The sequence below is a fragment of the Streptomyces silvisoli genome (assembly GCF_029269905.1).
GTDB lineage: Bacteria > Actinomycetota > Actinomycetes > Streptomycetales > Streptomycetaceae > Streptantibioticus_A > Streptantibioticus_A silvisoli_A.
On the sequence record NZ_JARJBC010000002.1, the window covers coordinates 38,988 to 54,743 of the forward strand.

The following is a 15,756-nucleotide window of genomic DNA, read 5'->3' on the forward strand; positions in this document are numbered from 1 at the left end:
CCGACGGAGTGAGGCGGAGGCTCAGCCCTTGAGAGCGGCGACCTTGGTGGCCAGCGCCGACTTCTTGTTGGCGGCGGCGTTCTTGTGGATAACGCCCTTGCTGACGGCCTTGTCGAGCTTCTTGGACGCCTCGCGGGCGGCGACGGTGGCCTTCTCCAGGTCACCGGCGGCCACGGCCTCACGAGCCTTGCGGATCGCGGTCTTCAGCGAGGACTTGACAGCCTTGTTCCGCTGACGAGCCTTCTCGTTCGTCTTGATCCGCTTCAACTGGGACTTGATGTTCGCCACGAATGAGCCTTTTCAGGTTTGACTGAGTGAATCGACTGAGCGCCTCGGGTCAGAGGGCACGAGGCGCAGTGGTCCAGGCTACCAGCAGGTCCATACGGCTCCCAAACCGCTGTCCACCCGTCGTGCATGGGACTATGGAGGGCAACGTATCGATCCGCCCACAGACGTCGACGACGAGTCGAGAATCAGGACCCTGCGTGCCCGCGACCCCAACCCACGTGCCGGAGCCGAGCCGTACCGACCCGGCGCTGATCCGCAACTTCTGCATCATCGCGCACATCGACCACGGCAAGTCGACGCTCGCCGACCGGATGCTCCAGCTCACCGGCGTCGTCGAGCAGCGGCAGATGCGCGCCCAGTACCTGGACCGGATGGACATCGAGCGTGAGCGCGGCATCACGATCAAGTCCCAGGCGGTCCGACTGCCGTGGGCCCCGACCACCGGTGACGCCACGGGGACCACGCACGTCCTCAACATGATCGACACGCCCGGCCACGTCGACTTCACCTACGAGGTCTCCCGCTCGCTCGCCGCGTGCGAGGGCACCATCCTGTTGGTGGACGCCGCCCAGGGCATCGAGGCGCAGACCCTCGCCAACCTCTACCTGGCGCTGGAGAACGACCTCACGATCATCCCGGTGCTCAACAAGATCGACCTGCCCGCCGCCCAGCCGGAGAAGTACGCCGCCGAGCTGGCGCACATCATCGGCTGCGACCCCTCCGACGTGCTCAAGGTCAGCGCCAAGACCGGTGAGGGCGTGGCCGAGTTGCTGGACAAGGTGGTCGCCGAGGTTCCGGCCCCGGTCGGCAACGCGGACGCCCCGGCCCGCGCGATGATCTTCGACTCGGTGTACGACTCGTACCGCGGTGTCGTGACCTATGTGAAGGTGGTCGACGGCAAGCTCTCCAAGCGGGAGCGCATCCAGATGATGTCCACCGGCGCCGCCCACGAGCTGCTGGAGATCGGTGTCTCCTCGCCCGAGATGACGGCCGCCGACGGCCTGAGCGTCGGCGAGGTGGGATATCTGATCACCGGCGTCAAGGATGTCCGCCAGTCCAAGGTCGGGGACACCGTCACCCGGCTGAACAAGGGGGCCACCGAGCCCCTGGGCGGCTACAAGGACCCCAAGCCGATGGTCTTCTCGGGGCTGTACCCGCTGGACGGCTCGGACTACCCGGAACTGCGCGACGCGCTGGACAAGCTCCAGCTCAACGACGCCGCTCTGGTCTACGAACCGGAGACCTCGGCCGCGCTCGGCTTCGGCTTCCGCGTCGGCTTCCTCGGGCTGCTGCACCTGGACGTGATCCGGGAGCGCCTTGAGCGCGAGTTCGGTCTGGACCTGATCGCCACCGCACCCAACGTGGTCTACCGGGTGATCATGGAGGACGGCATCGAGCACACGGTGACCAACCCGAGCGAGTTCCCGACCGGCAAGATCGCCGAGGTCTACGAGCCGGTGGTGCGCGCCACCGTGCTGGCGCCCAGCGAGTTCGTCGGCGCGATCATGGAGTTGTGCCAGACCCGGCGCGGCAGCCTGCTCGGCATGGACTACCTCTCCGAGGACCGGGTGGAGCTGCGTTACACACTGCCGCTCGCCGAGATCGTCTTCGACTTCTTCGACCAGCTGAAGTCCAAGACCCGCGGCTACGCCTCGCTGGACTACGAGCCCACCGGCGAGCAGACGTCCGAACTGGTCAAGGTGGACATCCTGCTGCACGGCGACAAGGTGGACGCCTTCTCCGCGATCCTGCACAAGGACAAGGCGTACGCGTACGGCGTGCGGATGGCGGGCAAGCTGCGCGAGCTGATCCCGCGGCAGCAGTTCGAGGTGCCGATCCAGGCCGCCATCGGCAGCCGGGTCATCGCCCGTGAGACGGTGCGCGCGATCCGCAAGGACGTGCTCGCCAAGTGCTACGGCGGTGACATCTCGCGTAAGCGGAAGCTGCTGGAGAAGCAGAAGGAAGGCAAGAAGCGGATGAAGATGGTCGGTGCCGTCGAGGTGCCGCAGGAGGCCTTCATCGCGGCGCTGTCCACCGACGAGGGCGACACCAAGGCCAAGAAGTAGCCCCTCCGCCAGGGTCCGTTCGGCAGCGCCCGCGCACCGGACGGGCCCTCGTCCCACTCGTACGCCGTATTCGTACCGTAACGGCCGGGCCGCCCGGCCGTTACGCACGGTGGCAGCGGCGCAACGGCGCGGCGCGAGAGAAGGGACTGCACTGTGACTGACTCCTCGGTTGCCAAGCGGGCGATCTTCGTAGTGGCGGCCTCAGCGCTGGCAGTCGGGGCGGCATCGCCGGTGGCGTTCGCCGACGACGCCAACCGCTTCGACGGCGGCCATCTGAACCTGAACAACGGCGCCTCCTGTGCCACCCAGGACGTCACCCAGGTCGGCTGGACGCTGCTGTCCACCGGCAGGATCCCGAAGGCGTTCAACGACGCCAGGGTCACCCGTGGCAGTGACGCGGTGAACGAGTTGTGCCACGCGGTCGACTCCCCGCCGCCGGGCCAGGCGCCGGGTCCCAACCACCAGCCGCAGGGACTGTTCGCCCTCGCCCAGCACCGGACAAAGGGCCTGCGCCAGCACCTTCCGCAGGGCGCCGCCCAGCGCGCCTCCAAGCGGCTGCTCGGCGGGCTGCCCGCCGGGGGGCTGTCCATCAGCCGCCACTGATCTCCACCCAAGGGCCCGGCGTCGGCGCGCCGGGCCCTTTCACACGTCCCGGTCCGGGCGCTTCGGCGGGCCCTTTTCCGCGCTTGCCCGTTTCAACGGGTTGGCGCGACTTAATGCCACCGGCCCCATTTTTCGTGCATCTAGCACCTATCCCGCTGGTCACGGATTGAACGAAGCGCCCGTAGACCCTTACGTGCCGGGTGCCTGGCGTCTAACCTGATCCCTGCTCGAAGGTTACCGATGAGTCACAAGCAATGACCTGGCAATGACGCGGGCCCCGGAGGTTGTCGTGACCGAAACACAGGCATCGATTGAGAGTCGGCCGCCGTCCGTGGCTCATCTCTTCCTCCAGCGGGTCGAGGCCACCCCGGATACCGAGGCGTACCGCTACCCGGTGCCCGGCCCGGACGGCGGCCAGGAGCAGTGGCGCTCGCTGAGCTGGGCGCAGGCCGCGCAGCGGGTGTATGCGATCGCGGCCGGGCTGATCGACCTCGGGGTGCGCCCCGAGGAGCGGGTCGCGATCGCCTCCAACACCCGGATCGACTGGATACTGGCCGACCTCGGGGTGCTGTGCGCGGGCGCCGCCACCACCACGATCTACCCCAGCACCAACGCCGACGAGTCCTGCTTCATCCTGGCCGACTCCGGCAGCCGGGTGCTGATCGCGGAGGACGCCGCCCAACTGGCCAAGGCGCGTGAACGCCGCTCGGAACTACCCGAGTTGAGCCATGTCGTGGTGATCAACCCCGCCGGCGTGCCGGACGGCGACGGCGACTGGGTGCTCACCCTGGAGGAACTGGAGCAGCGCGGCGCCGCCTACCTGGAGAAGCACCCGGAGGCCGTCAGGAAGGCAGTCGACGGGATCACCTCCGAGCAGCTCGCCACCCTCATCTACACCTCGGGCACCACGGGTCGCCCCAAAGGTGTGCGCCTGCCGCAGGACGCGTGGTCGTACATGGCCAAGGCCATCGCCTCCACCGGCCTGCTCGGGCCGGAGGACGTGCAGTACCTGTGGCTGCCGCTGGCGCACGTCTTCGGCAAGGTGCTCACCGCGGGCCACATCGAGCTGGGGCATGTGATCGCGGTGGACGGCCGGGTGGACAAGATCATCGACAATCTGCCGGTGGTCCAGCCGACCTACATGGCGGCCGTGCCGCGGATCTTCGAGAAGGTCTACAACGGCGTGGCGGCCAAGGCCCGTGCGGGCGGCGGCGCCAAGTACCGGATCTTCCAGTGGGCGGCCGGGGTCGCCCGCGAGTACGCCAAGACCTCGCAGGAGAACCGCCAGGCGAGCGGCAACCCCTCGGTGCCGTTCGGCCTGGCCGCCAAGCACGCGGTCGCCGACAAACTGGTCTACGCCAAGATCCGGGAGGCCTTCGGCGGGCGCCTTCGGGCCTGCGTCTCCGGCTCGGCCGCGCTCGCCCCGGAGATCGGCTACTTCTTCTCCGGCGCGGGCATCCACATCCTGGAGGGCTACGGCCTCACCGAGTCCAGCGCCGCCAGCTTCGTCAACCCGGGCGAGAACTACCGCACCGGCACCGTCGGCAAGCCGCTGCCCGGCACCGAGGTGCGGATCGCGGAGGACGGCGAGATCCTGCTGCGCGGCCCCGGCATCATGCAGGGCTACCACGGTCTGCCCGAGAAGACCGAGGAGGTGCTGGAACCGGACGGCTGGTTCCACACCGGTGACATCGGTGAGCTGTCCGACGACGGCTTCCTGCGGATCACCGACCGCAAGAAGGACCTGATCAAGACCTCCGGCGGCAAGTACATCTCGCCCGCCGAGGTCGAGGGCCAGTTCAAGGCCGCCTGTCCGTTCGTGAGCAACGTGCTGGTGATCGGCGCCAACCGCAACTTCTGCACCGCGCTGATCGCGCTGGACGAGCCCACCATCATGGGCTGGGCCGCGGACCACGACCTGGCGGGCCGCGGCTACGCGGAGGTGGTCGCCGCCCCGCAGACCAGGGAACTGGTCGAGGGCTATGTCACCCGGATCAACGAGGGCCTGCAACGCTGGCAGACGATCAAGAAGTTTCGGCTGCTGCCGCGCGACCTGACCGTCGAGCACGGCGAGCTGACCCCGAGCCTGAAGCTCAAGCGCCCTGTGGTGGAGCGAGAGTTCAAGGACCTCATCGACGAGATGTACGAGGGCTCCCGCGAGGCCTGATCGGTCCGGCCCTCCGCGCGGGCCGGACCGGGGCGGCATACGGGACAATGACCGTATGCCATCCGTACTGCCCGACGGCGAGCCCGTACCGCACGACGGCTCGCTGCCCGCCGACGCCCTGGTGGGCGCGGCCGACCGGCCGCTGGGCTTCTACCTGCACGTGCCCTACTGCGCGACCCGCTGCGGGTACTGCGACTTCAACACCTACACGGCGAGCGAGCTGCGCGGTTCCGGCGGTGCGCTCGCCTCACGGGACAACTACGCGCAGACGCTCGTCGAAGAGGTCAGGCTGGCCCGCAAGGTGCTGGGCGACGATCCGCGTCAGGTGGAGACGGTGTTCGTCGGCGGTGGCACGCCGACCCTGCTGCCAGCCGCCGACCTCGGGCGGATGCTGGCCGCGATCCGGGAGGAGTTCGGGCTGGCGGACGGCGCCGAGATCACCACGGAGGCCAATCCGGAATCCGTGGACCCGGCGTATCTGGCGGAGCTGCGGGCGAGCGGCTTCAACCGGGTCTCGTTCGGTATGCAGAGCGCCCGGCAGCACGTGCTGAAGATCCTGGACCGCACCCACACCCCGGGACGGCCCGAGGCCTGTGTGGGTGAGGCACGGGCGGCCGGTTTCGAGCACATCAACCTCGACCTGATCTACGGCACCCCCGGTGAGAGTGACGAGGACTGGCAGGCGTCACTGGATGCGGCGATCGCGGCCGGTCCTGATCATGTCTCCGCGTACGCGCTGATCGTCGAGGAGGGCACCCAGCTGGCCCGGCGGATCCGGCGCGGCGAGATCCCGATGACCGACGACGACGTCCACGCGGACCGCTACCTGATGGCCGAGGAGGCGCTGTCGCGGGCCGGGTTCGGCTGGTACGAGGTGTCGAACTGGGCGGCCTCGGAGCCCGGCCGCTGCCGCCACAACGAGCTGTACTGGCGCGGCGCCGACTGGTGGGGCGCCGGCCCCGGAGCCCACAGCCACGTGGGCGGAGTGCGGTGGTGGAACGCCAAGCACCCGGGCGCCTACGCCCAGGCGCTGGCCGAGGGGCGCTCGCCGGGGGCGGGACGGGAGATCCTCGCGGAGGAGGACCGCCGAGTCGAACGCATCCTCCTGGAACTGCGCCTCGTCGACGGCTGCCCGCTGGCCCTGCTCGCGCCCGCCGGGGCTCGTGCGGCGGCCCGCCATGTCTCCGACGGCCTGCTGGAGGCCGGACCGTACGAGGCCGGCCGGGCCGTGCTCACGCTGCGGGGCCGGCTGCTCGCGGACGCGGTCGTGCGCGACCTGGTGGACTGATCGTCCGACGGCCGGTCCGCCGGACCCGGCCGCAGCCTTCGGCCGACCCGTCCTCATCGAGGGAAGCGTCCCGGGCCCTCAGCTGACCGCCGTGACGAAGTCGATCAACTCCTCCACCCTGCCCAGCAGTTCGGGCTGGAGGTCCCTGTAGGACCGGACGCAGCCGAGGATGCGCTGCCACGCGGCGCCCGTGTTCTGCGGCCAGCCCAGCGCACGGCAGACGCCCGTCTTCCAGTCCTGGCCGCGCGGGACCCTCGGCCAGTCGGCGATGCCGACGGAGGACGGCTTCACCGCCTCCCACACGTCGATGTACGGGTGACCGACCACCAGGACGTCGGCGCCGCTCACCTGCTCCGCGATGCTGGACTCCTTGGAGCCGGGCACCAGGTGGTCCACCAGGACGCCCAGCCGGGCGTCGGGGCCGGGCGCGAACTCCTCGACGATGGACGGGAGGTCGTCGATCCCCTCCAGGTACTCCACCACCACGCCCTCGATGCGCAGGTCATCCCCCCACACCCGCTCCACCAACTCGGCGTCGTGGCGGCCCTCCACATAGATGCGCCCCGCCCGGGCGACCCGTGCCCGGGCGCCTGGCACCGCTATCGAACCGGAGGCGGTGAGCCGCGGTCCGCGCGGCGCCGCCGGGCCCGCCGGGCGGACCAGCGTCACCACCTTGCCGTCCAGCAGGAAGCCGCGCGGTTCCATGGGGAAGACCCGGCGCTTGCCGAAGCGGTCCTCCAGGGTCACCGTGTGGCCCTGCGCGGTCTTCTCACAGCGCACCACCGCACCGCAGAAGCCGGTGGCGGCCTCCTCCACCACCAGGTCCGGCTCGGCCGCCACCTCGGGCGCGGGCTTGCTCCGCTTCCAGGGCGGGGTCAGATCCGGGCCATAACTCCTGCTGCGCATGGGCCAGATGGTATCCGCGCGCGGTCACGACTCCCCGAAGCGCCGGGCGAGCGCGTCGCGTTGGCGGCGGACGAACCGTGCGTCCACCGTCGCGCCGTGCCCGGGAACGTACAGCGCCGTCTCACCGCCCACCTCCAGCAGCCGGTCCAGGGTCCGTGGCCACGCACCCGGTACGGCGTCCGGCCCGGCCTGCGGCTCGCCGGACTCCTCCACCAGGTCGCCGCAGAAGACCACGGTCGGGGTACCCGGGATGACCACCGCCAGGTCATGGTCGGTGTGCCCGCGCCCGGGGTGGACGAGCAGCACCTCGCGGTCGCCCAGATCGATCTCGTACCAGTTGTCGACCAGATGGCCAGGGCGCACCAGCGCCGCGCTCGCCTCGGCGGCCTCCCCGGGGTCCGTGCCGTGCCGTACCGCGTCCGCCCGCAGCGCCTCGCGCTCCCGTTCCAGATAGCCGTCCAGCGCCATGTCCCCGTACACCTGGGCACCGGAGAAGGCGGCGGTGCCGAAGACGTGGTCGAAGTGGCCGTGGGTGAGTACGACATGGCTCACCGGGCGCCCGGTCAACTCGTTCACCTGCCGGTTCAGCTCGGCGCCGGTGCGCACCGTGGAGCCGGTGTCGATCACCAGCACGTCGTCCGTGCCCACCACCACGCCGATCGTCACATCGAGGAACGGCAGCCGTCGCCGGGCGATCCCCGGTGCGAGCCGTTCCCAGACCTCGCCGCCCGCGGCCGCGTGCGACGCGTTGCCCTCCGCGTTATCCACAGGGACGACGCTATCGGCGGGCGCCCGACGACGCGCGCGGTACCGTGGCTGACGGGCTGTACTGGCGGGTTGTAACGGCTGGTCGCGGCGGCGTGGGGGCACACCCTTGCCGCGCCCTGACTACTCGGCCGTACACTGGCTGCGGGATTTCTGGCACTCGTGGCTGATGAGTGCCAGGGGGAAGTACCTGAGGGACCGAACGGCCCGCAACGGGACCACTGCTTGGAGGTGTGCGCAATGCTCAGCGAACGCAGACTCGAAGTGCTGCGCGCCATCGTCCAGGACTACGTGGGCACGGAGGAGCCGGTCGGCTCGAAGGCGCTCACCGAGCGTCATCGGCTGGGCGTCTCGCCCGCCACGGTGCGCAACGACATGGCGGTGCTGGAGGAGGAGGGCTTCATCCACCAGCCGTACACCAGCGCGGGCCGGATCCCCACCGACAAGGGCTACCGCCTCTTCGTGGACAAGCTGGCCGGGGTCAAGCCGCTGACCGCCGCCGAGCGCCGGGCGATCCAGAACTTCCTGGACGGCGCGGTGGACCTCGACGACGTGGTGGCGCGGACGGTGCGCCTGCTGGCGCAGCTCACCCGGCAGGTCGCGGTGGTCCAGTACCCGTCGCTGACCCGGTCCACCGTGCGCCATGTGGAGCTGCTCTCGCTCGCTCCGGCGCGGGTGATGCTGGTGCTGATCACGGACACCGGGCGGGTGGAGCAGCGGCTGGTGGACTGCCCGGCGCCGGTCGGCGAGACCGTGCTGGCGGACCTGCGGGCCCGGCTGAACAGCCGGGTGGTGAGCCACCGCTTCTCGGACGTGCCGTCGCTGGTGCAGGATCTGGCCGAGTCCTTCGAGCACGACGACCGTCCCACGGTCTCCACCGTGCTCGCCACGCTGTTGGAGACGCTGGTCGAGGAGACCGAGGAGCGGATCATGCTCGGCGGCACCGCGAACCTGACGCGCTTCAACCATGACTTCCCCCTGACGATCCGCCCGGTCCTGGAGGCACTGGAGGAGCAGGTGGTGTTGCTCAAGCTGCTCGGCGAGGTAAAGGACTCCGGCGTGACGGTGCGCATTGGCCATGAGAACGCCCATGAGGGCCTGAGTTCCACGTCTGTCGTCGCGATGGGCTACGGTTCCGGCGACGAGGCGGTCGCCAGGCTAGGCGTGGTCGGCCCGACCCGCATGGACTACCCCGGAACGATGGGAGCGGTACGCGCAGTGGCGAGGTACGTCGGACAGATCCTGGCGGAGTCGTAAGTGGCCACGGACTATTACGCGGTCCTGGGCGTACGACGCGACGCCAGCCAGGACGAGATCAAGAAGGCGTTCCGCCGTCTCGCTCGCGAGCTGCACCCGGACGTCAACCCCGACCCGAAGACCCAGGAGCGGTTCAAGGAGATCAACGCCGCTTACGAGGTCCTCTCCGACCCGCAGAAGAAGCAGGTCTACGACCTGGGCGGGGACCCGCTGTCGGCGTCCGGCGCCGGTGCGGGCGGAGCGGGTGGCTTCGGCGCGGGCTTCGGCAACTTCAGCGACATCATGGACGCCTTCTTCGGCCAGGCGTCGCAGCGCGGCCCGCGGTCGCGGACCCGGCGTGGTCAGGACGCGATGATCCGGCTCGAGATCGAGCTGGACGAGGCCGCGTTCGGCACCACCAAGGAGATCCAGGTGGACACCGCCGTCACCTGCACCACGTGCAGTGGTGAGGGCGCGGCGCCCGGCACGTCGGCGCAGACCTGTGACATGTGCCGTGGCCGCGGTGAGGTCTCCCAGGTCACCCGGTCCTTCCTGGGCCAGGTCATGACGTCGCGGCCGTGCCCGCAGTGCCAGGGGTTCGGCACGGTCGTGCCGACGCCGTGCCCGGAGTGCGCGGGAGACGGGCGGGTCCGCTCCCGTAGAACGCTCACGGTCAAGATCCCGGCGGGTGTCGACAACGGCACCCGCATCCAGCTCGCGGGAGAGGGCGAGGTCGGCCCGGGCGGCGGCCCGGCCGGTGACCTTTACGTCGAGATCCGTGAACTGCCGCACTCGGTGTTCCAGCGGCGCGGCGACGACCTGCACTGCACGGTGACCATCCCGATGACGGCGGCGGCGCTCGGCACCAAGGTGCCGTTGGAGACGCTGGACGGGCTGGAGGAGGTCGACATCCGGCCCGGTACGCAGTCCGGGCAGTCGATTCCGCTGCACCAGCGGGGCATCACGCATCTGCGCGGTGGTGGCCGAGGTGACCTGGTGGTGCACGTGGAGGTGCAGACGCCGAGCAAGCTGGACCCCGAGCAGGAGGAGCTGCTGCGGCGGCTCGCCGCGCTGCGCGGGGAGGAGCGGCCTGCTGGCCACTTCCAGCCTGGTCAGCAAGGGCTTTTCTCGCGTCTGAAGGACGCGTTCAACGGCCGCTGACGCGGTCTGGTCAGGCGGGAGGGGCGGGGGCTTCGTCCCCCGCCCCTCCCGAGGCGTTGTCGTACCGCCGTGACAGGATGTACCCATGGCCGCGTTGACCGACCTTTCGCTACTGCCCGTCATCCAGGCGCCGATGGCGGGTGGGACGTCATGTCCGCAGCTCGCCGCGGCGGTGAGTGAGGCCGGGGGGCTGGGGTTCCTCGCGGCCGGGTACAAGACGCCGGAGGCGATGTACCAGGAGATCAAGCAGCTACGCACGCTGACCTCGCGGCCGTTCGGCGTCAACCTCTTCATGCCGCAGCCGAACACCGCCGATCCGGCGGCCGTTGAGGTGTACCGGGAGCAACTCGCCGGTGAGACAAGCTGGTACGACACCGCGCTCGGCGATCCCGACGCGGGCACCGACGACGCCTTCGACGCGAAGGTGGCGGTGCTCACGAACGACCCCGTCCCGGTGGTCAGCTTCACCTTCGGCTGCCCCAGCCGCGCCGTGGTCGACCGGTTCGCCCGGGTCGGTACGTACACCGTGGTCACCGTCACCTCGGTCGCCGAGGCGCAGGCGGCCCAGTGGGCGGGCGCGGACGCGGTGTGCGTGCAGGGCGTCGAGGCGGGCGGCCACCAGGGCACGCACCGCGACGACCCGCAGCTGGACGGCGCCGGTGCCGGGTTGCTGTCGCTGATCCCCGCCGTCCGCGAGGCGGTCCAGCTGCCGGTCATCGCCGCGGGCGGCATCATGCGCGGCGGCCAGATCGCCGCGGTGCTGGCGGCCGGTGCCAGCGCGGCCCAGCTCGGCACCGCCTTCCTGGTCTGCCCGGAATCGGGTGCCAACGTGCTGCACAAGCGCGCGCTGACCGATCCGCTGTTCACCCACACCGAGTTGACCCGGGCGTTCTCCGGCCGCCCGGCCCGTGGCCTGGTCAACCGCTTCATGCGGGAGCACGGCCCGTACGCCCCGGCCGCCTACCCGCAGGTGCACTACCTCACCGCGGGCCTGCGCAAGGCCGCCGCCGCGGCCGGCGACCCGCAGGCGATGGCGCTGTGGGCCGGGCAGGGCCACCGGCTGGTCCGTGAACTGCCCGCCGCCCGTCTGGTGGACGTGCTCGGCGCCGAACTCGACGCGGCCCGTGAGCAGTTGGCGAAGGGCCGCCCATGACCGCTCCCGTCTTCCTGGTGGAACCGGGCGAGTTGACCGGCGACCGACTCACGCTCACCGGCCCCGAGGGCCGTCACGCGGTCTCGGTGCGGCGGCTGCGGGTCGGCGAGGAGATCGTGCTGACCGACGGCGAGGGCACCGGTGCCTTCGGCACGGTGGCCGCCGTCGAGGGCAAGGACCGGCTGGAGGTCGCGGTCGCCCGAACCCGCGTCGAACCCGCGCCCAACCCCAGGATCACTGTCGTCCAGGCGCTACCGAAGGGCGACCGGGGCGAGTTGGCCGTCGAGACGATGACCGAGACCGGGGTCGACGCGGTGGTGCCGTGGGCCGCCTCCCGCTGCGTCACGCAGTGGAAGGGCGAGCGCGGCGCCAAGTCGCTGGCGAAGTGGCGGGCCACCGCGCGCGAGGCGGGCAAGCAGGCCAGGAGGCTGCGGATGCCCTGCGTGCACGATCTCATGACGACCCGTCAGGTTGTGGAACTGCTCTCCGGCGCCGCCTTCGCCGCCGTACTGCACGAGGAGGGCAGCGCTCCGCTGGCCACCGCACCGCTGCCCACCGAGGGCGACATCGTGCTGGTCGTCGGCCCGGAAGGCGGCGTCGCGCCCGAGGAACTGGACGCCTTCGCGGCGGCGGGCGCCAAGCCGTACCGGCTGGGTCCGACGGTGCTGCGCACCTCGACGGCGGGTGTGGCCGCCACCGCACTGCTGCTGGGTCGCACCGGCCGCTGGGCCTGAGGGTGATGCGGAAGCGGTTTTCCAGGGGCTGACCCGCTGGTAAAAGCCCAGTATTAGTGTGGCCGGTGTGACGCAGCCTTCGTACCTCAGGTATCCGCATCCGCACGGCGATCTGATCACCTTCACAGCCGAGGACGACGTCTGGGCGGCGCCGCTCGACGGTGGTCGGGCCTGGCGGGTCAGCGCGGACAACATGCCCGTACGTCATTCGTGTGTCTCGCCGAACGGCGAGTACATCGCGTTCACCTCCACGCGCGACGGAGCGCCCGAGGTGTGCGTGGCGCCGCTGGACGGCGGGCCGGTCAACCGGCTGACGTACTGGGGGAGTTCGAGGACCGCGGTGTGCGGTTGGACACCGGACGGCGAGATCGTCGCGACCAGTTCCTACGGGCAGGCGTCGCTGCGCCGCACCTGGGCCTGGGCGGTCCCGGTCGACGGCGGCCCCGCCCGCCGCCTCCCGTACGGCCCGGTCGGCGCCCTCGCCTTCGGGCCGGGAGCCGCGGTGCTGCTGCAGTCGGTGACCATGGGCCGGGACGCCGCCGCCTGGAAGCGCTACCGGGGCGGTACGGCCGGCAAGTTGTGGCTGGACACCGACGGCGACGGTGAGTTCCGGCGGATCCACGCGGAGTTGGACGGCAACCTCGAATGCCCGATGTGGGTGCGGGACCGGATCGCGTTCCTGTCCGACCACGAAGGCACCGGAGCCCTCTACTCCAGCCTGCCCGACGGCTCCGACCTGCGGCGCCACACCCCGTTGGACGGTTACTACGCCCGTCAGGCGGCCACCGACGGCACCCGCGTCGCCTACACCAGCGCCGGTCGGCTCCACCTGTTGGACGACCTGTCGAGCGGTACCGAGCCGCGCCCGCTGACCATCCGGCTCGGCGGACAGCGCACCGATCTGCGCCCGCACCTGGTCCGCGCCGCCCACCACCTCGGCGACGCGTCGCCCGACCACACCGGCCGCGGCAGCGCCGTGGAGGTGCGCGGCACGATCCACTGGCTGACCCACCGCGAGGGACCGGCCCGGGCGCTCGCCGCCGAGCCCGGGGTGCGCGCCCGGCTGCCCCGTACCTTCCGGGTGGGCGGCGAGGGCGCGCCGCAGGTGGTCTGGGTGACCGACGCCGAGGGCGAGGACGCCCTGGAGTACGCGCCCGCCACCGGTCTGCCGCCCGGCGGCACCGCGCGCCGACTGGCCGCGGGGCGCCTCGGCCGGGTGCTGGAACTCGTCGTCTCCCCGGACGGCCGGCGGATCGCGGTCGCCTCGCACGACGGGCGGGTGCTGCTGGTGGAGCGGGAGACCGGCGAGGTGCGGGAGGTGTCGACCAGCGAGTACGGCGACGCCAGCGGCCTGGCGTTCTCGCCCGACTCCGGCTGGCTCGCCTGGTCGCAGCCGGGACCCGACCCGCTGCGGCAGCTCAGGATCGCCAACACCACCACGCTCGCCGCCGCCGACGCGACACCGCTGCGCTTCAACGACTTCGCGCCCGCGTTCACCTCGGACGGCAAGCACCTGGCGTTCCTGTCCGAGCGGGCCTTCGACCCGGTCTATGACGCGCATGTCTTCGACCTGTCGTTCCCCAACGCCTGCCGCCCGCACCTGATCACGCTCGCCGCCGACACCCCGTCCCCGTTCGGCCCGCAGCGCCACGGACGCCCGCTCGGCGCCCCCTCCGAGGAGAAGCCGGAGGGCGACAGGCACGAGGGCGACAACGCGGGCGGCGAGGAGCAGCGGGCGCCGGTCACCCGGGTCGACCTGGAAGGTCTCGCCGACCGGATCGTGCCGTTCCCGGTGGAGGCCGCCCGCTACTCCGGGCTGCGCACCGCCAAGGACGGCGTGCTGTGGCTGCGGCACCCGCTCTCCGGTGTGCTCGGCTCGGCGCTGGCCACCCCGCAGGCCCAGCCGCCCGCCACCACGCTGGAGCGCTACGACCTCCACCGGCTGCGCTCCGAGGAACTCGCCGAGGACGTCGACGACTTCACGGTCACCGGGGACGGCGAGCGGCTGCTGCTGGTCTGCGGTGGCAAGCTGCGGCTGGTCCCGGCCGACAGCAAGGCCTCCGACGACGAGGACGGTGACAGCAGCGTCACCGTCGACCTCTCGCGGGTACGGGTCACCGTCGATCCGGCGGCCGAGTGGCGCCAGATGTACGAGGAGACCGGCCGCCTGATGCGCGACCACTTCTGGCGGCCGGACATGTCGGGGGTGGACTGGGACGGCGCGCTGGACCGCTACCGTCCGGTCCTGGACCGGATCGCCACCCATGACGACCTGGTCGACCTGCTCTGGGAGGTGCAGGGCGAACTGGGCACCTCGCACGCCTACGTCTCGCCGCCCGGCGGACACGGTGACGCGCTCAGCCGCCAGGGCCTGCTCGGCGCGGACATCTCCCGGGACCGGCACGGCGTGTGGCGGATCGACCGGGTGCTGCCCTCCGAGACCTCGGACCCGGCGGCTCGCTCACCGCTCGCGGCGCCCGGCGTCGCGGTACGCGCCGGGGACGGGGTGCTCGCGGTCAACGGCCACCCGGTGGACCCGCTGACCGGTCCGGGGCCGCTGCTGGTCGGCACCGCCGGCAAACCGGTCGAGCTGACCATCGCCCCGGCCAACTCCGGTACCGCGGAGACCCGTTCGGTCGTCGTGGTGCCGATCGCCGACGAGGAGCCGTTGCGCTACCACGACTGGGTGGCGGACCGCCGCGCCCACGTCCACCGGCAGACCGGTGGCCGCCTCGGCTATCTGCACGTACCCGACATGGTCGGCTCCGGTTGGGCGCAGCTCCACCGCGACCTGCGGGTCGAAGTGACCCGCGAGGGGCTGGTGGTCGACCTGCGGGAGAACCGCGGCGGCCACACCTCGCAGCTCGTGGTGGAGAAGCTGGCCCGCCGGATCGTCGGTTGGGACGTACCGCGCGGCGTACGGCCGTCCAGCTATCCGCTGGACGCGCCGCGCGGCCCGGTGGTGGCGATCGCCAACGAGCACTCCGGCTCCGACGGCGACATCGTCAACGCCGCCATCAAGGCCCTGGGCATCGGCCCGGTGGTCGGCACCCGCACCTGGGGCGGTGTGGTCGGCATCGACTCGCGCTACGAGTTGGTGGACGGTACCGGCGTCACCCAGCCCAAGTACGCGATCTGGCTTGAGGGGTACGGCTGGGACGTGGAGAACCACGGCGTGGACCCCGATGTCGAGGTGGTGCCGACCCCGCAGGACTGGGTGGCGGGCCGCGACCCACAACTGGACACCGCCATCGCCCTCGCGCTGGAGGCGCTGGCCGCCACCCCCGCGAAGACGCCGCCCACGGTCCCGTAGGCCCGGCGCGCCACCATCCCTACGGGGCGCGCCCGGTAGCATGCGCCCCGTAGGTCACACACCCGAGGGAGACACA

Annotated in this window: 12 protein-coding genes; 9 read left to right on the top strand and 3 right to left on the bottom strand. The window is 71.2% G+C overall.

Annotated elements, in window-relative coordinates; genetic code table 11:
• Positions 1 to 21 precede the first annotated feature (21 nt).
• On the bottom strand, positions 22 to 288 hold the full coding sequence (rpsT, locus tag P3G67_RS03155) for a 30S ribosomal protein S20 (RefSeq protein ID WP_269854044.1): 267 nt from the start codon (positions 286 to 288) through the stop codon (positions 22 to 24).
• Positions 289 to 485: 197 nt separating this feature from the next.
• On the opposite strand from rpsT, the gene lepA reads away from it, so the two are divergent.
• The 4 genes from lepA (at position 486) to hemW (ending at position 6,412) form a co-directional block, all read left to right on the top strand.
• The gene (lepA, locus tag P3G67_RS03160) at positions 486 to 2,354 is read left to right on the top strand and encodes a translation elongation factor 4 (protein WP_276092089.1); all 1,869 of its coding nucleotides are present in this window, start codon (positions 486 to 488) and stop codon (positions 2,352 to 2,354) included.
• Between the two features lie 153 nt (positions 2,355 to 2,507).
• Positions 2,508 to 2,957, top strand: a complete 450-nt coding sequence (locus P3G67_RS03165; protein WP_276092090.1) for a hypothetical protein — start codon at positions 2,508 to 2,510, stop codon at positions 2,955 to 2,957.
• 265 nt (positions 2,958 to 3,222) lie between these two features.
• On the top strand, positions 3,223 to 5,124 hold the full coding sequence (locus P3G67_RS03170; RefSeq protein WP_391858179.1) for an AMP-dependent synthetase/ligase: 1,902 nt from the start codon (positions 3,223 to 3,225) through the stop codon (positions 5,122 to 5,124).
• 55 nt (positions 5,125 to 5,179) lie between these two features.
• Positions 5,180 to 6,412 (top strand): radical SAM family heme chaperone HemW, encoded by a 1,233-nt coding sequence (gene hemW / locus P3G67_RS03175; protein WP_276092092.1) that lies wholly within the window; start codon positions 5,180 to 5,182, stop codon positions 6,410 to 6,412.
• Positions 6,413 to 6,490: 78 nt separating this feature from the next.
• Here the strand turns inward: hemW and P3G67_RS03180 are convergent, their stop codons facing one another.
• Entirely contained in the window at positions 6,491 to 7,318 is an 828-nt protein-coding gene (locus P3G67_RS03180; protein ID WP_276092093.1) for a DUF3097 domain-containing protein, read from the bottom strand.
• A 24-nt stretch (positions 7,319 to 7,342) separates the two neighbouring features.
• On the bottom strand, positions 7,343 to 8,086 hold the full coding sequence (locus P3G67_RS03185; protein WP_276092094.1) for an MBL fold metallo-hydrolase: 744 nt from the start codon (positions 8,084 to 8,086) through the stop codon (positions 7,343 to 7,345).
• Positions 8,087 to 8,323: 237 nt separating this feature from the next.
• Between P3G67_RS03185 and hrcA the strand changes: the two genes are divergently transcribed.
• The 5 genes from hrcA to P3G67_RS03210 all read left to right on the top strand — a co-directional run bounded on the left by hrcA (position 8,324) and on the right by P3G67_RS03210 (position 15,680).
• Complete coding sequence (gene hrcA / locus P3G67_RS03190) at positions 8,324 to 9,340, top strand: heat-inducible transcriptional repressor HrcA (protein ID WP_269854051.1); 1,017 nt, start codon at positions 8,324 to 8,326, stop codon at positions 9,338 to 9,340.
• On the top strand, positions 9,341 to 10,480 hold the full coding sequence (gene dnaJ, locus P3G67_RS03195; protein WP_269854052.1) for a molecular chaperone DnaJ: 1,140 nt from the start codon (positions 9,341 to 9,343) through the stop codon (positions 10,478 to 10,480).
• Between the two features lie 85 nt (positions 10,481 to 10,565).
• Positions 10,566 to 11,633 carry a nitronate monooxygenase gene (locus P3G67_RS03200; protein ID WP_269854053.1) on the top strand — a complete coding sequence of 356 codons (1,068 nt, stop codon included), beginning with the start codon at positions 10,566 to 10,568 and terminating at the stop codon, positions 11,631 to 11,633.
• Positions 11,630 to 12,367 (top strand): 16S rRNA (uracil(1498)-N(3))-methyltransferase, encoded by a 738-nt coding sequence (locus P3G67_RS03205; protein WP_276092095.1) that lies wholly within the window; start codon positions 11,630 to 11,632, stop codon positions 12,365 to 12,367. Before P3G67_RS03200 ends, P3G67_RS03205 begins: the two co-directional genes overlap by 4 nt.
• Before the next feature lie 67 nt (positions 12,368 to 12,434).
• Positions 12,435 to 15,680: a S41 family peptidase gene (locus P3G67_RS03210; RefSeq protein WP_276092096.1), complete on the top strand. Its 3,246-nt coding sequence runs from the start codon at positions 12,435 to 12,437 to the stop codon at positions 15,678 to 15,680.
• Positions 15,681 to 15,756 lie beyond the last annotated feature (76 nt).